11 protein-coding genes and 1 tRNA gene are annotated in these 19,039 nt (G+C 37.2%); 4 read left to right on the top strand and 8 right to left on the bottom strand.

The genetic code is table 11. The features are described 5' to 3' along the window. Positions 1-3 precede the first annotated feature (3 nt). On the top strand, positions 4-1,767 hold the full coding sequence (locus P278_RS16165) for a MutS-related protein (RefSeq protein WP_038269043.1): 1,764 nt from the start codon (positions 4-6) through the stop codon (positions 1,765-1,767). A gap of 133 nt (positions 1,768-1,900) precedes the next feature. Here P278_RS16165 and P278_RS16160 read toward each other — a convergent pair whose 3' ends face one another. The 4 genes from P278_RS16160 to der all read right to left on the bottom strand — a co-directional run bounded on the left by P278_RS16160 (position 1,901) and on the right by der (position 11,778). Beyond that, entirely contained in the window at positions 1,901-4,678 is a 2,778-nt protein-coding gene (locus P278_RS16160; protein WP_038269040.1) for an outer membrane beta-barrel protein, read from the bottom strand. 112 nt (positions 4,679-4,790) lie between these two features. Next, a complete protein-coding gene (locus P278_RS16155; protein ID WP_038269037.1) occupies positions 4,791-7,520 on the bottom strand; it encodes an outer membrane beta-barrel protein in 2,730 nt (909 codons plus the stop codon). Positions 7,521-7,622: 102 nt separating this feature from the next. Next, the gene (locus P278_RS16150) at positions 7,623-10,391 is read right to left on the bottom strand and encodes an outer membrane beta-barrel protein (RefSeq protein WP_038269034.1); all 2,769 of its coding nucleotides are present in this window, start codon (positions 10,389-10,391) and stop codon (positions 7,623-7,625) included. 82 nt (positions 10,392-10,473) lie between these two features. Further along, positions 10,474-11,778 carry a ribosome biogenesis GTPase Der gene (der, locus tag P278_RS16145; RefSeq protein WP_038269031.1) on the bottom strand — a complete coding sequence of 435 codons (1,305 nt, stop codon included), beginning with the start codon at positions 11,776-11,778 and terminating at the stop codon, positions 10,474-10,476. Between the two features lie 217 nt (positions 11,779-11,995). On the opposite strand from der, the gene P278_RS16140 reads away from it, so the two are divergent. Further along, on the top strand, positions 11,996-12,535 hold the full coding sequence (locus tag P278_RS16140) for a lipid-binding SYLF domain-containing protein (RefSeq protein WP_038269027.1): 540 nt from the start codon (positions 11,996-11,998) through the stop codon (positions 12,533-12,535). Positions 12,536-12,565: 30 nt separating this feature from the next. Here the strand turns inward: P278_RS16140 and era are convergent, their stop codons facing one another. Both era and P278_RS16130 read right to left on the bottom strand, forming a co-directional pair. Then, the gene (gene era, locus P278_RS16135) at positions 12,566-13,453 is read right to left on the bottom strand and encodes a GTPase Era (RefSeq protein ID WP_038269024.1); all 888 of its coding nucleotides are present in this window, start codon (positions 13,451-13,453) and stop codon (positions 12,566-12,568) included. Next, positions 13,446-14,810, bottom strand: a complete 1,365-nt coding sequence (locus P278_RS16130; RefSeq protein WP_038269021.1) for an alanine/glycine:cation symporter family protein — start codon at positions 14,808-14,810, stop codon at positions 13,446-13,448. The genes era and P278_RS16130 overlap by 8 nt, the downstream gene beginning before the upstream one ends. A gap of 167 nt (positions 14,811-14,977) precedes the next feature. On the opposite strand from P278_RS16130, the gene P278_RS16125 reads away from it, so the two are divergent. Next, a tRNA-Met gene (locus P278_RS16125) sits at positions 14,978-15,050 on the top strand. A gap of 450 nt (positions 15,051-15,500) precedes the next feature. Here P278_RS16125 and P278_RS16120 read toward each other — a convergent pair. Further along, positions 15,501-16,712 carry an alpha/beta fold hydrolase gene (locus P278_RS16120; RefSeq protein ID WP_051413632.1) on the bottom strand — a complete coding sequence of 404 codons (1,212 nt, stop codon included), beginning with the start codon at positions 16,710-16,712 and terminating at the stop codon, positions 15,501-15,503. Between the two features lie 135 nt (positions 16,713-16,847). Between P278_RS16120 and P278_RS16115 the strand changes: the two genes are divergently transcribed. Continuing rightward, on the top strand, positions 16,848-17,033 hold the full coding sequence (locus P278_RS16115) for a hypothetical protein (protein ID WP_038269018.1): 186 nt from the start codon (positions 16,848-16,850) through the stop codon (positions 17,031-17,033). Between the two features lie 344 nt (positions 17,034-17,377). Here P278_RS16115 and P278_RS16105 read toward each other — a convergent pair whose 3' ends face one another. Further along, a complete protein-coding gene (locus P278_RS16105) occupies positions 17,378-19,021 on the bottom strand; it encodes a discoidin domain-containing protein (protein ID WP_161808369.1) in 1,644 nt (547 codons plus the stop codon). Positions 19,022-19,039: the final 18 nt, after the last annotated feature.

Raw genomic sequence — 19,039 nt, 5'->3', positions numbered from 1 at the left:
GTAATGCCGGCATCTTTTTACACCCAAGAAATAGAAAATTACCAATCAGCGCTCAAAGCTACAAATAAGAAGTTATTATTTTTTAGTATGCTTCGTCTAACTGTTTTTTTGCTTGCGGTAGTTGGTATATACTTCTTCTCTGGCAATTGGACCCTGATTACCGTCATAGCCATTATATGTACGACTGTTTTTCTCGGGCTGGTATCTCATTACTCAAACCTTCAATATGAAAAGAAAAAAACACAAAAGCTCATTGAGATTAATCAAAATGAACTTCGGTTTTTAAAACGAGATTATCATGAGTTTGACACGGGTGAAGAATTTTCAGATGCCAATCATTTTTACAGTTATGACATCGATCTGTTTGGGAAAGGTTCATTTTTTCAATATTTGAACAGGACCGCCACTCCTGAGGGCAAAAAAGAATTAGCAGAAATATTACTTCACAACGATCCGGTTGATATTGAAAAGAAACAACGTGTTATTAAAGATCTAGCTTCTAAACCCAAATGGCGTCAGGTTTATTCTGCCATCGCTAACCTTATTGAATCGGACCTTAGCACTAAGACTATTGTTAACTGGATTAAAGGTTATCAATCGTTCACCCCGAAATATGCCAAGCCAATCTCGATTGGATTTTCTATCATTTCCCTTGGGGTTATTACCACCGCCATTCTAAATATCATTCCTGAATCGTTCGCCATTTATTGGTTCTTTATTGGGTTAACAATTACAGGACGTTACTTTAAAAAAACGAATTTACTGTCTGATCGTTCGGGAAAAGCTAAAGAAGTACTTCAACAATATCATCAGTTATTGAATTTGATAGAGGAAGCCTCATTTTCTGCTGAAATCTTAAAGGCCAAGCAGGTAATCATTAATTCCAAGCGTGAAAAAGCCTCCGGCATTCTCAAGAAGCTTTCAAAAGCGATAGACTCCTTAGATCAGCGGAATAACATGCTGTTTGGTGTCCTAGCCAACGGCTTCTTGTTATGGGATTTGAGACATGCAAAAACTATTGAAGAGTGGATTCATACGTATAAAGAAGACGTTGATCACTGGTTTGAAATCATCGCTTATATAGATGCTCAAAATTCCCTGGCTACTTTTGCTTATAATCACTCTGGCTATCATTATCCCACTATTTGTGATAAAAAAGGAATTGAAGCGAAAGGCTTAGGGCATCCACTATTAAATCCTGAGAACAGAGTTGATAATAACTTCAATATTCAAAACAAAGAATTCTTTATCGTTACAGGGGCTAACATGGCTGGAAAGAGTACTTTTTTAAGAACTGTATCATTAAGTATTGTTATGGCTAACTGCGGCCTTCCTGTTTGTGCTTCTTCGTTTGATTATTCGCCTATGAAGCTTATTACGAGTATGCGAACCTCGGACTCTCTAGCTGATGGTGCATCCTACTTCTTTTCTGAATTACAGCGTTTAAAATTTATTGTTGAAGCCATTAAAACGAGTCGTTATTTTATCATTCTTGATGAAATCCTCAAAGGCACCAACAGCACTGATAAAGCAATGGGATCACGTAAGCTGGTAGAGCGTTTGGTTAAAAGTAATGCTACAGGCATTATTGCCACTCACGATCTGAGTTTATGTAAGGTAGCCCAGGAATTGGATGCGGTTAAGAACTATTATTTTGACGCCATTATTGCGAACGATGAGTTGTCCTTCAGCTACGAATTGAAGGAGGGAATTTGCCAAAACATGAATGCTTCATTCTTGCTGAAACATATGGATATTGTTGAGTAATAAAAAGGTCGCACCCTTATCCAAAAATAGCAATTACCCGCAATATCATTTGTTGTCTTTTTGTGATTAAAAGCAAATAAAAAGGCCACTACTTTTGTAGTGACCCATTTTTACATTCGAAATCCGTAATCGATTAAAATCTTCTAAAACGCATTCCTCCACGTTGGGGAGCTTTTCCTCCGAACTTATCAAATTTCCATGTAAAGCTCAGCATAAAATACCTTTGAAGAACCGTACCCTGACTGTCTTGAATGTAATCTTCAGCGACCGTTCTACGCGTGTTTATATTTTGATCGAGTAAATCGTATGCCAATAACTTTAAGGTACCCTTTTCTTTGAACATCTGGACTCCCAGACTCATATTCCAAAAGACGGAACTCTTATCAAAACCTTCACTTACATTCCCGTTATAGCTATACACAATATCGTTCCCCCAGATGATATTCTTTGGCCAATAAGTAGAGGTTCTTAATTCAGCATTATGCGTAATAAATTTAACTTTATCGAGGTTATCTAAGGTATAGGATGTATTATTAAATGTAATTGAATAACCCGGTTCTATATCTATTAATTCTTTATAGTTATAGTCGAAGGTTAGACGTGGAGTAAAGCTGAAATTTTTAGAAGTAAATTCTACCCCATTACTAAAACTCACATCATTGTTATATCCGGAGTTTAATCGCAAACGCCATCCCAGTGTATATGTCGTATCTTTCTTTATCTGTTTCCCATATGATGCTCCCACATTGGCTGAATAATTACCATCTACATTGGTATAGGAGGTTCTTCTGATAAAGTTATCATCCGTAACTGTAAATCGGGTTATTTTATCATTTTCAAAATTCATCGCCCCATAGATGAACATTCCGCTCCGGCTTCTCCAATCGAAATTATTATAATTAAATGAAACCCGATGACTTAGCGCTGCATCCAAATCAGGATTCCCGACTACTATATTTGTAGGGTTCGAAATATTCTCAATGGGTTGAAGCTGGGACAACGATGGAATATCTACGCTTGACCTATAATCAAAACGTATCCGTTTATTTCTACTTAGGGTATACCGCACACGACTTGAGAAAAAGATGTTATTAAAATCCTTATCAAATTCTAAATTTTGTAGTCTATCGTTGTTATTCATTTCGGTATTCTGATAGTTTGCATTTACGCGAACACTCAGGGCCTCGCCTTCATAATTGATACCAAAAGTTGATCTTTGTTGTATGTTCTTAAAGGTAAATTCGGAACTTAGGTCAGCATTAAAATCAGTATATCCATTTGATGCGGCATCAAAATCATTAACAATCCTGCTATTTTCCTGATTTTGCCAATTATAGCGATATTCTAAATCGGCAAAAAGGTTTTTAATAATTGGTTGTCTGAACTCGATCTCTGCCTGATATGTATCGGAGCGGTTATCAATTTTAGTCAACTGATCCACTTCTTCTTCTGACGGGTTATTCCCGTATACCGATCTGAGCGTATTGAGGTTAGAACTCCCATCGGTAACATTGTTATTATTATTAAAACCTACTCTCAAAAACTGACCTTTACTTCCAAACCTTTTGATCACATCGAGATTATTACTGAAACTCTGTTGCTCATTTTCATCAACACTTCTGGATTGACTTTCATTGATCAGCGCCCCATCTTCATCGGTAGCATTTTCCATGGTTCTATTTGAGGAGAGGCTTTTAGCAAGGTTAAACCTTGGAGCTATCGTTATCTTAAAGGTTGAATCTAATTCAAATTCAAATCGTGCATTCCCCCTGTGTGAATCGGTATCTCCATTAAAACTGGATTGACGTTCGGTAAAATAACGTCTATCTGGTAATATGTTTTCTCGTGATGTTTTGGTATCGTTGAATGAACTACTCCCCCCATAGAAATAATCCCCGGTAACTTCAGTTTTATCACTGAATTCATTGGCATAATTACCTCCGATATTGGTAGATGTTGTTATACCCTGACCAAAACCAAAGTTGAGTCCATTTACACTAAAACTACCATTTCCTCCGACGGAAACACTTCTTCTTCCGGAGTTTCCTACCATGTCAAAAATCTCATCCATGGAGAACCCGGAACTATTGATATTATTCTTTCCTGCCAGAATACTGAAGCGTTCTTCACCTTTAAACATATTCAACATACCGTTTAACTGATAGCGATCATCGGTTCCATATCCGGCTGTGGCTCTACCAAAATGGCCTTTATTCTTCTCTTCTTTTATCGTTATGTTTATAGTTTTTTCTTCAGAATCAGAATCTTTACCTGTAAACTCTTCAGTTTCTGTCTTGGTATCGGTAATTTGTATTTTATCTATGATTTCTTTAGGCAAGTTTTTTGTGGCTATTTTAGGGTCATTACCAAAAAACGCCTTTCCGTTCACCAACACTCTATTTACCTCTCGTCCGTTAACGGTAATTTTTCCATCGCTATCTACCTCAACGCCCGGCAACTTTTTCAATAACTCCTCGACATTGGCATCCGGACGCGCTTTGAAGGAGTCGGCATTAAATTCGAGAGTGTCTTTTTTTATTTGAATGGGAATACGCTCTCCAACTACATTAACTCCTTCGAGTTCTTGTGTTTGCTGATCTAACAATATTTCTCCTAAATCTATGTTCGTCTTATTCAGGTCAATGATCCTCTTTTTCGAATTATATCCTGTATAAGAGATCATTACATTGGCCTTGGTAACATTCGTATTCAGTTGAAGCTCAAAAGATCCATCATCTTTTGAAATGGTATATGAAATAAGCGTACTGTCTTTTAAAGTCTCTGCAAACACAGTCGCGGCTTCCAGAGCATTCTTCGTACCATTTTCTTTAACAGTACCTGTTATGGTATACTCTTGGGAAAATAAATAGCTGCTAAAAAGCAGTACAATCAGGGTAATTTTTACTTTCATCTTAGTTTAAAGGTTCAAGGTTAGTTTATGATAACTCTTAAAAAGACTTTAATCAAGACAAAAGGTTTAACGTTATTATGTTATAGTTTTCTTAAATAAACATGAAAATCAATTAATTATAATTTCGGCGGCCACTTTTTGATCTTTTCCCTCCAAACTGATCTAATTTATAAGAAAAGCTCAATAAAAAATATTGTTTCAACACAGTACTTTGATTATCCTGAATAACATCTCCGAAAGCCGTTCGGGAGGTATTAATATTTTGATCCAACAGGTCATAAGCAAATAGTTTCACCAGACCTTTATCTTTTAAAACCCGCATCCCAATGCTCATGTTCCAGAAAACAGAACTTTTATCGAAATCATCACTGACGTTTCCGTTATATGAATATGAAATATCGTTCCCCCAAATTACATTTTTAGGCCAAAAGGTTGTCGTCCTGACCCCCGCGCTATGTCTTGCAAATCGAACCTTGTCTCTGTTTTCTAAAGTATAAGAAGCATTACTATAAGTAAGTGCATAGTTTGGAGCAACATCAATTAATTCTTTGTAGTTATAATTAAATCCAATACGCGGCGTCAGGTTAAAGGTTTTCGAAGTAAATTCAATTCCATTACTAAAATTGACATTGTTATTGTATGATGCATTCAGGTTTAAATTGAATTTTATCTCATAAACACTATCTTTCTTAACCTGTTTATTGAAGGATCCACCCAGTCCTATCGAATAATCACCATCGAGGTTGGTATATGTGGTTGTCCTGACCAGGTTTTCATCTGTAATGGTAATCCTGGCAATTTTATCATTAGCAAGTCTTAAATTAGAATTAACACTAATGCCCATCTTTTTTTTCCAATCGTAATTATTGTAGTACATGGATAGGTTATGACTAACGGTTGCATTTAAATCGGGATTTCCGACTCGAATATTTGTCGGGTTTATTCTATTTTCAATTGGCTGGAGCTGATTGACATTTGGCACCCTCACATTGGATCGATAATTTAAATGGACCTGTTTATTATTTTCTAACTGATACCTGAACCTTCCACTAAAAAAGAAATTATTGAATTCTTTATCAAACTGTACATCTTGCAATTTATCATCATTACTCATTTGGGTATTTTGCCAATTACCATCAATACCAACACTCAATTTTTTTCCGGCATAATTAACTCCAACCGATGCATGTTGTCGTATGTTTTTAAAAATAAAGTCAGAACTTAATTCTTCATTGAACTGAGTATATTCTTCTGTTATTTCATCATAATCATTGACGATGATTTTATTTTTCTGAACATTTGAATTATAGTTATATTTTGTATCCAAGAAAAGTTTCTCTACAATCGGTTTTCTATAATTGACATTTATACCATACCCATCGGATCGATTACTTCGTGTTGTTAACTGTCTCACCTCTTCTTGTGAAGGATTATCACCATACAATTCTCTAAAGGTATTCAACTTCATCAACCCGTTATTGATGTTATTAGCATTGTTAAACCCCATGCTAACATAGCCACCTTTGCGGTCCAGACGTTTAATGATGTTTATATTGTTATTAAAACTTTTTCGATCATTCTCTGATACGTTTTCTGTTGCACTTTCATTAATAAGGTTTCCATCTTCATCACTTGATTTTTGTGCACTCGTATTGGCGGCAATATTCTCAGTGATATTAAATCTCGGAGCCATGGTAATTCTAAGGGTAGAATCTAATTCAAAGGCAAAACGAGCATCGGCATTGTGGGTATCTGCATCTGAATCGGATTTAGACAAGCTTTCTGTAAAATAATATCTATCAGGCAATATATTTTCTCTTGACGTTTTAGATTCATTAAATGTACTGCTACCCGAGTACATATAATTGGCTCTTACATTTGTTTTGTCCTTAAAGCGATTGGAATAATTAGTTCCTATATTACCAGAGTTTGTGATCCCTGATCCACCCCCTACACTAACTCGATTCATGGGCCCTCCATACATATCATAGATTCCATCCATAGAAAACCCCGTGTTATTAACATTATTGGCACCTCCAATGATACTCACCCGTTCTGCCTCCTGAAAGAGGTTGACCATTCCATTTAACTGATACTTATCGTCTGTTCCGTAACCAGCTGCTAATCTTCCGAAGTACCCTCTGTTTTTACCTTTTTTGATGGTAATGTTCAATGTTTTGTTTTCCGAATCGGATTCTTTGCCCGTGAACTCTTCTGTTTCTGTTTTTGTGGTTGTAAACTGAATTTTATCTACAATTTCTTTGGGCAGGTTTTTAGTGGCGATTTTAGGATCACTACCGAAAAACTCTCTCCCATCGACCAGAATTTTATCTACCTGCCTCCCGTTTACCATAATTTTCCCGTCGCTATCGACTTCGACGCCGGGTAGCTTCTTTAATAACTCTTCTACATTGGCGTCTGGTCGAGCCTTGAACGAATCAGCATTGTATTCAAGGGTATCTTTTTTTATGGTAATTGGCCTTCGCTCTGCAACCACACTTACACCTTCCAGCTCCTCCATTTGTTGCTCCATTAGAACTTCTCCCAGGTCTAACGGAGTCTTTTTAAGCGCCAGCAACTTCTTGGTTGTTCCATACCCCGCGTAGGAAATAAACAGGTTTACGCGATCTAAGGAAGAGACCAGGTCGAGTTCAAACGAGCCGTCTTTTTCTGAAATAGTGTATGAAATTAGCGTACTGTCTTTAACACTTTCCGCATAGACGGTTGCTGCCTCCAGTGCTTCTTTCGATTGTTTTTCTTTAACTACTCCTTTTATGGTATATTCCTGAGCGAGTATAAAACTACTCCATAGGAATCCAATTATAAAAAAATAATTTCGCACTTTGGTGTTTGGGTTGGTTTATATATTTTACAATTAGAGTCCTATTTATCGTAAATGGGTGCCTTCATATATGTTATAATTTTCTTAAAAAATATAGAAAAATTAATCTAAGTACATCATACTACTTTTTTTCTTTTTACCTCCAAACTGATCGAATTTAAACGTAAAACTCATCATAAAGTATCGCTGTAGAACTGTACCTTGAAAATCCTGGATGTAATCGGTTCCGGTTGATCTTCTGGTATTGTTATTCTGATTGAGCAGATCGTAAGCTAATACTTTTAAAGTGGCCTTTTCCTTAAACATTTGCATTCCCAAACTCATGTTCCAGAACAAGGCATCTTTGTCAAATCCCGGTCCGACATTACTATTATACGTATAACTAATATCATTCCCCCAGATAAGATTTTTCGGCCAATAGGTCGTTGTTTTTAAAGTCGCTCTTTGGGTTACAAAATTGATGTCATCTACAGCACTTAAATTATACCTGGTATCGGTATATCCGAATTCATAACCCGGTTCTAATTCGAGCATTTCCAAAAAATTTAAGGTAGTTGAAATTCTTGGGGTTATGGAATAAGAATTACTCTCCAGTTGCTGTCCGTTACTAAAGCTTACTCCTTTGTTATAATTAAAATATGGTTTTATATTAATCTTAGCCGTGAAGGTACTATCCTTTTTAAACTGTTTTGAATACCTGGCGGACCCGTAAATGGAATAATTACCATCTATGTTGCGATATTCTGTTGTTCTTATAAAGTCTTCATCGGTAGTGGTTACCGCGACAATTTTATCAGTTTCAGCCCGTAGGCTTGCATGGAAAAACATTCCCGTTCGTTCCTGCCAATTGTAATTATTAAAACTCAAACTAAGGCTATGGTTTGTCGAAGGATTCAAATCGGGATTACCAATCACAACATTCAATGGATTACTAACATCCGGCACAGGCTGTAACTGACGAACAGATGGCATATTTAAATCAGAGTAATACCATAAAGACATACGCTTCCGCTTATCGAAACTATAATTAGCATTGGCGGTGAATAATAAGTTTTCGTATTTATTATTAAAGGTGGTACTCTGCAAAAAATCTTCATTATCCAGTTCGGTAAAAAAGTACCTGGCAGACAATCCAAATCTGAACTTCTCCCCATTTCTTCTAAATCCTGCTTCAGGGTAATGCTGTTTATTCTCAAAGTTAAAATCAGAACTCAAGAGCGTATTAAAGTCGTCATAGACTTGTGATACTTCATCGTAATCAAATACACTTTTTTCATTCTTATTCATTGCGTTTCGGAAGTTATATCCAAGGCTTACAAAGGTCTTTTTGGAGAGTGGGTGATTATAGGTAAACCCTAAATTATAGCTATCGGTTGTAGCATTGGTAAATGTTTTTTGATCGAGTTCTTCATCTGAAGGGTTATCACCGAAAACCTCTCTTCGGGTATAAAAATTGGACACATTCATGTTTTCGGTATTATTATTTGAAAACCCAAACCTTATGTATCTTCCAATGGTATCTAACTTTTTAAAGATATTCAATTGATTCGAAAAATTACGTTGTTCGCCATTACTGACGGTTCTACTTCTGTTTCTATTAATCAGTTCATCCTGATCACTGATACTCTCGGTAGCACTTATGTTCTCGGAATCGGTATTATTAACGCTCATTGCCGGCTGTACCGAGATCCTTAGGGTTTCATCGATATCGAATTCAAGATTCGCAGCTCCTCTATGCGACTTGGTAGTACCTTCAAAATTAGATTCGGAATTGGTAAAGAAACTACCATCCGGCAAGAAGTTTTCTCTATTGGTTCTTTGATCATTATAGGAATCACTTGAAGTAAAAAAATAATTAGCATCGAGCTCATATTTACCTTTTTTTGCATTTGCATAGCTGGCACCAAGGTTTGAGGTTGTTACTATTCCCTGTCCAAAACCAAAAGACATCCCTCCTACAGAAAATGCCCCATTGGAATTGAATGAGATCCCTCTACTGGTATTACCTACCATGTCGTAAATCTCATCGAACGAAAACCCGGCATTATTGATATTATTTGCTCCTGTAAGTATACTTACCCGTTCTTTATTATTGAAATAATTTAAAAGACCGTTGAGTTGATAGCGGTCGTCGGTACCATAACCTGCGGACAATCGTCCCATCATTCCTTTGTTCTTATCTTCTTTGATAGTAAGGTTAATAGTTTTTGTTTCTCCATTACCCTCCTCTCCTGCGAATTCCTGGGTTTTTGTTTTGGTATCGGTAATCTGAATCTTACTAATAATTTCTTTTGGAAGGCTCTTGGTTGCTACTTTGGGGTCGTTACTAAAAAAAACCTGCCCATTGACCAATACCTGATTTACTTCCTTTCCGTTGACCGTTATTTTACCTTCCGAATCGATCTCGACCCCAGGTAGTTTTTTCAGCACATCTTCGACGGTGGCATCTGGTCTTGTTTTAAAAGAATCTGCATTAAATTCTAAAGTATCTTTTTTAATGGTAATGGGAATGCGTTCCCCAACAACACTTACACCATCCAATTCCTGCAATTGAGGCTGTAGTAGAATATCGCCAACCTCGAATTTCGGTTTATTCAGCACGAACTCTTTCATTACGGATTTGTACCCGTTGTAGGTAAAAAACACATTAACTTTAGGCTCAGAGGTTTTGAAATCGAGTTGAAAACCACCGTTATTCTCGGAAATGGTATATGAAATCAGGGTACTATCTTTTATGCTTTCCGCATAAATAGTTGCTGATTCCAGTAATTGTTGCGATTCTTTTTCCTTAACGGTTCCGGTTATGGTGTAATCTTGCGCAAAGATTAGACTACTCGTAAAGAGTAGCAATAAAGTACATAATCTGATCATTTTTTGATTGAATTTTCAACAAAACTAAAACATTAGTTCAACCAAAAAACTAAGAAAGTGTTAAAAAATTGGTTATGTTTCCCTATTTTTTCCTAAAATATACCTGAATTGGCACTCCGTTAAAGTCAAAATTTTCCCTCAGCTTATTTTCGACGAATCTTCTGTATGGGTCTTTAATGTACTGTGGTAAATTCGCAAAAAATGCAAACTGAGGTGTTGGAGTTGGTAATTGAGTACAGTATTTAATTTTAACATACTTCCCTTTCGCCGCAGGTGGTGGCGTTTTTTCAATTAGAGGAAGCATGGTATTGTTGAGTTTAGAAGTTGATATCTTTTTACTTCTATTATTATAAACCTCAACGGCCGTCTCTATAGCCTTATAAATACGTTGTTTGGTAAGTGCAGACATAAAAACGATTGGCACATCGGTAAAAGGTTCTATTTCTTTTCTGATTTTACGTTCAAAATCTCTAATGGTATTGGTTTCTTTCTCTACCAGATCCCATTTATTCACTAAAATAACGACTCCTTTTTTATTTCTTTCTGCCAGCCAGAAAATATTAGAGTCCTGTCCTTCAAATCCTCTTGTTGCATCGATTACCACTAAGCACACATCGGCATGTTCAATGGCTCTTACGGATCTCATTACAGAATAGAATTCCAGATCTTCTTTTACTTTGGCTTTTCTTCTGATTCCTGCGGTATCTACCAAATTAAACTCAAACCCAAAGCGATTATAACGTGTATCTATACTATCTCTGGTGGTACCTGCAATATCAGTAACTATATATCTGTCTTCGCCGATAAGTGCATTGATAAAAGAAGATTTACCTGCATTTGGCCTTCCAACGACAGCAAATCGTGGCAATTCATCTTCTTCCTTTTCTACGAATTCCGGAAGGGCTTCCACTACTGCATCCAATAGTTCACCACTCCCACTTCCGTTAATACTTGAAATGGTATAATATTCACCCAGGCCTAATGCATAAAACTCAACAGCATTTGCTTCCCTGGTTGCATCATCCACCTTATTCACAGCCACGAAAACCGGCTTCTCAGCCTGACGTAGTAATTTAGCAACATCTTCATCCATTCCTGTCACACCGACCTCTACATCGACCACAAAAATCAATACATCGGCCTCGTCTATGGCTAATTCAACTTGTTTATCAATTTCCTGTTCGAAAATATCATCACTTCCAACAACATAACCTCCCGTATCTATCAAAGAGAACTCTCGTCCGTTCCAATCGGCTTTACCGTAATGACGATCGCGTGTAACCCCACTTATGGAATCCACTATCGCTTCTCTTCTTTGAATCAATCTATTAAACAAGGTAGACTTCCCTACATTTGGTCTTCCTACTATGGCTACAATACCACTCATAAACAAAAAATTAGGTTGCAAAGGTAAGGTTTACATCCTTAAGTTAAAACATGTATTGCAAGTTATAAACTTCGGTTACTATTATTTTATTTCAAACCATCCTGACAGCTTACACAAACACCGTCCTCAAAGAGACATAAATAACTTATTATTAACATATTATACAACATATTATTCGGAACTTTAAAGTTGCTATTAACCAACATAAAACAACATCATGACATCATTAAAAAGAATACTTCTCGTATTCACCATCGGATTATTCACATGTGCTGTCACTGCACAAAACGACAAAGACCAAAAAATTATTGACGACGCAAAGACTGCCAAGGCTACCTTATTAGATGCTAATCCTGATCTTAAAGAATTTTTTAATAATTCTGCAGGCTATGTTATTTTCCCAAATGTAGGCAAAGGCGGATTCATCGTTGGAGGGGCATCCGGAAACGGGGTCGTATATGAAAAAGGAAAGATGATCGGCATGGCCGGTTTAAAAAAATTGAATGTTGGCCTGCAAGCCGGGGGCCAAGCCATTATTGAAGTTATCTTTTTTGAAACGCAAAATGAACTGGATCAATTTAAAAAAGGTAAATTTAAGTTTGATGCCGGTGCATCTGCCACTGCGATTCACTCGGGAGAATCGGTTGATGCCAAATATTCAGAAGGTGTAGCTGTATTCACGCATACCAAAGGTGGTCTGATGGCTGAGGCCTCAGTGGGTGGACAAAAATTCAAATACAAAGCATTCAAGGAATAAAAACAAAAAAGGCTTGGGAAATCCAAGCCTTTATTTTTGATTATATCCAAACCTTCTTAATTGGTTGGTATTACTTCTCCAGTTTTTATTTACTTTCACATAGAGTTCTATGTGCACCTGTTTCCCGAAAAACTTCTCCAAATCTTCACGGGCTTGCATCCCTACCTTTTTCAATGCAGCTCCTTTATGTCCGATAATGATCCCTTTTTGAGTTTCACGTTCCACCATAATCACGGAACGGATACGAATAATTTTATCATCTTCTAAAAACTCTTCCGTTTCAACCTCCACTGCATAAGGAATTTCCTTTTTGTAATTCAGCAGGATTTTTTCACGGATGGTTTCGTTAACAAAAAAGCGTTCCGGTTTATCCGTTAACTGATCTTTTGCATAAAAAGGTGGTGAGTCTGGTAATAGCTCAACTATTCTATTGAAGACTTCCGGTACATTAAAATTGGTTAAGGCGGAAACCGGATATATTTCAGCTGTTGGCAATTTTTCTTTCCAATATGCTACTTGTTCTTCCAGTTGCTCCTGACTTGATTTATCAATTTTATTCAACAGTAATAACACTGGAATTTCAGAATGCTGTAAACGCTTGAAGAACGCCTCATCTTTTAATTCTTTTTCACCGATCTCCACCATATAGATCAGTAAGTCTGCATCTTCAAAGGCGGATTTCACAAAATCCATCATGGATTCCTGCAATTGGTATGCAGGTTTGATAATACCCGGAGTATCTGACAGGATCACCTGAAAATTATCGCCATTAACGATTCCGAGGATTCGATGGCGTGTAGTCTGGGCTTTGGAGGTGATAATGGAAAGCTTTTCACCTACAAAAGCATTCATCAGGGTTGACTTCCCAACGTTCGGGTTCCCTATGATATTTACAAAACCAGCTTTATGATTACTCATGTTTTACTTTTAATTGATTAAAGTAGCTATTCATGGCCAGATTCATTTTTGGAGCCAGCCATAATACTGCAATCATATTCGGGATACTCATCAGGGCAAATGCCAAATCTATGAGCCCCACCACCAAATCGACAGAAGCTACTGCTGCAAAGATAATGCTGATGATATAAATAGCGTTATAATACTTGCCTATTTTTGGTCCGGCGAGATAGTTGAGGCATTTTGTTCCGTAATACGAATAGGTAAACAAGGTCGAAATCCCAAAACAAATGATCATAACCATGAGCAGTTCATCTCCAAAACCATGCATTAATTTCTCAAAAGCGGACAATGTAAGGGCGATTCCATTGCTCTCTGCCTCTATATACACGCCACTGATAATAATAATCAAGGCTGTAATGGTACAGACAATGATTGTGTCAATAAAGGGTCCGAGCATCGCAACCAAGCCCTCATGAACGGGTTGATTGGTCTTTGATTGCCCGTGATACATTGGAGCGTTCCCTACACCGGATTCATTAGAAAAAACAGCTCGTCGAATTCCCAAAAGAATTAACCCCCACAGACCACCCTGGGTAGCGGTTTGAAGGTTAAACGCCTCGGTAAAAATCAATTTGAATGATGGTGCAATGGCTTCCGCATTGGTAGCCAGAATGTATACGGCTGTCAACATATAAAGCACAACCATGAACGGGACAATAGCAGTGGCTGCTTTCACAATTGACTTCAAGCCACCATAGATTACAAAAATGGTTATGATGGTGAGTACGACACCAATTACGAGTTTCCAATAAAACTCACCCAGACTCAGGTATTGCTCGGGGTTTATTACCTGTACTACACTCTGAGTTAACTGATTTGCAGTAAAGGCCGGTAGCACTCCTACCAAACCAGCGATAGAGAAAAACACTGCAAGAGGTCGCCCGTATTGCTTTAGTCCCAGCTTCATGTAATACATTGGTCCACCGAGCACATTTCCATGCTCGTCTTTTTCTCTTAACAGAATGGCCAGGCCACAAGAATAAAACTTAATTGATGCCCCAATAATCGCGGTGAGCCACATCCAAAACACAACTCCCGGTCCACCGAAATAAATGGCTATAGCGACACCGGATATATTTCCAAGGCCGACGGTAGAAGCCACCACTGAAGAAAGCGCCTGAAAATGACTTACCTGACCACTATCGGATTCATGATCGTATTTACCTCTGATCACATCGATAGCATGTTTAATATGCAGGTATGGTTTAAATCGGGAATAAAAAACTAAAAAACAACCTCCCCCAATGGTAAGGACTAACATAATCCACTCTGTATAGCTTGTAATATGACCAATAGCTTCGGTTAATTCTTTCATCTATAACTTGTTATTGCGCTGGTAAAATTGTATATTAAAGATAGGTGAAGATATATAATTTATTTCAAGGACCGACTAAGGATTAGGTTGTTGCATTTTATCAATTAAAATAAATTAATTTTTATTTGGTAAACTTTAAAATGGTTGTATATTTGCACTCGCAAGATCGCGGGATAGAGCAGTAGGTAGCTCGTCGGGCTCATAACCCGAAGGTCGCTGGTTCGAGTCCAGCTCCCGCTACGAAGTAAACCAGCTAGAAATAGCTGGTTTTTTATTTTATAGCAAAAGCGATGTTTACATCCGCTTTGGAGATAAATAAAAAACAAGATGCGGAGCAGCGTAGGTTTCTTTGTAAAGTTTCCTCCTAATCTGGTCCAACAAGCATAGTGAGTTAATCCAGCTCCCGCTACAACAAGCCAAACATGAAAATGTTTGGCTTTTTTTATACATGAGATTTTGGGAAATTCATTTTTGAAAGAATCATGCATTAAGCATCCCATCAAGTGATTCCGGAATGAATGCGGAATGACACTGGGTATGGAATGACATTGGGACGCATGAGTGGAGAGTGGGTTCCGCAATGAATGCGGAATGACACTGGGAGTAATCAAAGGAGAATGGGTTCTAAATCATTTTTATTCAAAATACATATAAAGTGTTACCTGAGCTTTTAAAGAAATACAAGCAATCCTATTTAAATGCATCTTTATTTAATTCGGTCCTGTATTGGTTCGGGGGCATTCCATATCTTCTTTTAAAAGCTATGGTATAGTTATTAGGATGTGTGTAACCAACGCGTTCAGCGATTTCACTAATAGAAAGGCTAGAATTTGTTAAAAGCCTGATTGAATGCTCTAATCGGGTTTGATTAAGGTAAGTAATCACAGGAGTCTCAAATAATATTGTGAACCCAGACTTTACTTTAAACTCATTAATCCCAAATTTCCTGGAAAGTCCCTTAATCGAAATTACTTCATTGAATTTTTTTTCTATATAGTCTTTTATGGCATAAATAATAAAAACATCTTCAGTTTTAAGTTTATCAAGCCTTTTATCTTTTACAATATTTCCACCCAGCAGAAAGGTCAGTATCGCTGTTAGTTCTTCTCTTTTGATACCAAACCAAGGTAAATGGTCTGTCCCCTCTGAAAGAAACAGCTCTGACCCAGGTATATTTTGATGTAAAAAAATGCTATGACCACTTTCCACTAGTTTATCCCCTGTTCTATGAATAAGTAAAACCGGCTGTTTTATCTTCTTAAGACATGATCTTACGTCAATATCCAGATTCATTTTATACAGAGCGATTGCGGCGGAAGGGCTTGCGCTATGTCTAAGATACGAAGCCCAATACTCCTGAACTTCACTATCGTTCATTACACTGGGAGCCATCAATTGCAACCCTACAGGCCCTCCCCAATTCTCTGCCATATAATTTATGGACTTTAAATGCCCCTCTTCATTGAGACCGTAAGGGTAATCATCGGATCTTACCCATTTTGCAAAGGAACCAAAAAGGATCAGTTTGGATACCTTTTTTGGGTATGCTGAGGCAAAATGTAAACCGAGTGGTCCCCCTTCGGAAAGTCCAAAAAGAGCTGCCTGTTCAATATTAGCATGTTTCATAACCGCTAACAGGTCTTCTGCTCGTTGATCCATATTTGGTAATTCATTCTCGTTTACCCTATCGGATAATCCGGTTCCGCGTTTATCAAATAGAATCAGCCGGCAAAAACTTGTAAGGTGATTTACCCAAGCTGCCAATGGTGGAATATGTGAAAATTGCTCAACATTTGAGATCCAGCCAGGAATTACTATTAAACAAATGTCGCCACTGCCAAATTCCTGATAGGCTATATTAACCTTACCAGATTGCGCATATTTAGTTCCTCCGGTTTGCATTTTATAAAGTTAAATCTTTAAAATCTATATAAAAAATACTTTTCGCATAGATCATAATACCGATGTAATATTACTGACTATCAGCATTATAGATAATTTTGAAGTACAGAAGTTTAATCATTTAATTCAAAAGACATGAAAACGCTAGTTAATGGATTTGGGGCAGTTATAATTACAATAATTGGACTATTATTTTTGATATCCGACAGGTTATCTTATAAAAACTCGAGTGAGGGTAAAGTCTCAAAAGATTTAGGGAGTTTTGAAAAAGAACTTAAAAAAGAGATTGAGTTTGATCTCTATCATCGAGATTATCGATAAAAACATGTTTCACAGATTTATAAAGGGAAAGAGCCACAATGATTTTCTCGGGTTTCAGCAACCAATAACCTACCGATCTTTCCGATTAGGAAATTTGGCAGGTGTACTTCTTGCTAATGTTAGACATATAGTTTTTGATGATATTTTTATAATGCACGATGCGTTAACCAAGTTCCCGCGAAATGAAAAGTACAGTTGCATAGTCGACTTTATATTTCATGGGATTACTTAGCTTCAATAAAAAATCAGGCCAAGAAATGACCTGATTATCAACCAAATTAATTCGAAATTATTTCTGAGTATTCCGAATCTATTTTTAACCTAATTAAATTAAACCTTATGGCTTAATAAGCACTTATTTCTGCAAGGTGAGTAAAGAAGATGTCTTCCCCAATTCCGTTATCATGTCCTGTTAGAATATTAATTTTAAAATATCTGAATAATTGTGACTCGTTTAAATCTAAGGTTTCAACAGTTGAAGATCCAACGGTTCCGGATTGTATTTTGGTCCAGTTTACAGCATCATCACTAATTTCAATCTCAATATCCTTAATACGCCCGTTAAATTTATTGCTTCGTTGATTGAATAAAAAACCCTTCACCGTTTCTACAGCTCCTAAATCGATGGTAAAATGATGAGGGTAACCTGGTTGTGCTCCTTGCCATTGTGAATGCCAAAAAGTATTTGAATCTCCATCAATCAAGTATTTCGCTGCTCCATTTTCTGAACCTTCCCCATTGAGTTCTTCAGATGAAACCTGAACGATTTCCCAATTATCCTTGGATAGGGTTGTCACTTCTTTTAATTCCACATCAATATCCGGTTTACCATCAACAAAATCGTAGGAGTAATTCCAAACTGAAAAATTACCATTCTCATGAAGGAAGCGCAATCTTAAGTCAAAAGGATATTGCCTAAAATCACTATCAATTCCAGACAATGGCATATCCAGAGATATGCTATCGCCATTTATAATATTTCGGCTGGCCCATGTAACCGCATTATAATCAGCATCACTGCTACTGGTTTTAGGATCATTATAGGCTATAAATCCATTAACCGGGATATCTGTTTCGAATTTCGCCCGAAAATATAATTTTTCAGCATCTGCAAACAGCCTAATAGAAATAGGGTTAAGGGATGGTGTTTGTTCATAAAAAGGCATGGAACCCACTTTATTCATCACCTGATTATTATTTAGTATCAAAGCTGAAGCGAATGTTAAATGCACTCCATCCGGATTATCATTGAATTCATGATTTCCCCACGACATCATGGAGGTCCAATTATCTGTTGCCTGGTGTTTGTTATGCGGCAGGTTTAATGCGTGACCAAGCTCATGAATGGTTCCTCCAATCCATAGTGAATTTCCCTGTTGAGATCCATCTTGCCAATACTTCATATCGAAGTTGGTATAATCAAGGGCATAGCACCATTTTCCGATGCCATAAAAAGGCACACCTCCTGCATCCCAACCATTATCACCTTCCCGACTTGGCAAGAACACAATGCTGTGTGCTCCGGAAGATTCTCCCGGATTTTCGGAAAAGTACTCCTTTATTTCTTCTCCAGCCTTACCACCTCCTCCTTCATAGGGATAATATTCCTGACCATGGTTGCCATTAACTAAAATTACTTTAACATAGGACGGATCTTTTTCACTTTTAAGAAGCCCAAATGTTTTATCGTTAATACCATATCGAGTCATCTCATCTTTATACCATTTTTGCATAAAGGTCATAATTCCCGATATCCTTTCATGATAATTATCTAATGGATCTATGTCTGAGGGCACAAAGTATACCACATTTAAATTATGTTCGTAATCACTAATGTAATTACCTAAATCAGGTTCTTGACCATTATCCGGTAATTCAGTTTCCGGATCCTTAACATTTTCATCCGGATTGTTAGATTCAGTCTCTGGTGACGAGCACCCCCACAGGGCCACCATTAACATGAAGAAATAAGTTTTTACTTTTTTCATATCATATATAAACCAGAG

The organism is Zhouia amylolytica AD3, assembly GCF_000511935.2.
Classification (GTDB): Bacteria; Bacteroidota; Bacteroidia; order Flavobacteriales; family Flavobacteriaceae; genus Zhouia; species Zhouia amylolytica.
Note: the sequence above shows the minus strand (reverse complement) of the source record. Positions and strands in the feature narration are given on the sequence as shown.

Excerpts from the sequence above, each read along its gene's own strand:
- P278_RS16105 (WP_161808369.1), bottom strand. The coding sequence starts at position 19,021 with ATGAAAAAAGTAAAAACTTATTTCTTCATGTTAATGGTGGCCCTGTGG.
- P278_RS16140 (WP_038269027.1), top strand. The coding sequence starts at position 11,996 with ATGACATCATTAAAAAGAATACTTCTCGTATTCACCATCGGATTATTC.
- P278_RS16115 (WP_038269018.1), top strand. The coding sequence starts at position 16,848 with ATGAAAACGCTAGTTAATGGATTTGGGGCAGTTATAATTACAATAATT.
- P278_RS16130 (WP_038269021.1), bottom strand. The coding sequence starts at position 14,810 with ATGAAAGAATTAACCGAAGCTATTGGTCATATTACAAGCTATACAGAG.
- P278_RS16120 (WP_051413632.1), bottom strand. The coding sequence starts at position 16,712 with ATGCAAACCGGAGGAACTAAATATGCGCAATCTGGTAAGGTTAATATA.
- P278_RS16160 (WP_038269040.1), bottom strand. The coding sequence starts at position 4,678 with ATGAAAGTAAAAATTACCCTGATTGTACTGCTTTTTAGCAGCTATTTA.
- P278_RS16165 (WP_038269043.1), top strand. The coding sequence starts at position 4 with ATGCCGGCATCTTTTTACACCCAAGAAATAGAAAATTACCAATCAGCG.
- era (WP_038269024.1), bottom strand. The coding sequence starts at position 13,453 with ATGAGTAATCATAAAGCTGGTTTTGTAAATATCATAGGGAACCCGAAC.
- der (WP_038269031.1), bottom strand. The coding sequence starts at position 11,778 with ATGAGTGGTATTGTAGCCATAGTAGGAAGACCAAATGTAGGGAAGTCT.
- P278_RS16150 (WP_038269034.1), bottom strand. The coding sequence starts at position 10,391 with ATGATCAGATTATGTACTTTATTGCTACTCTTTACGAGTAGTCTAATC.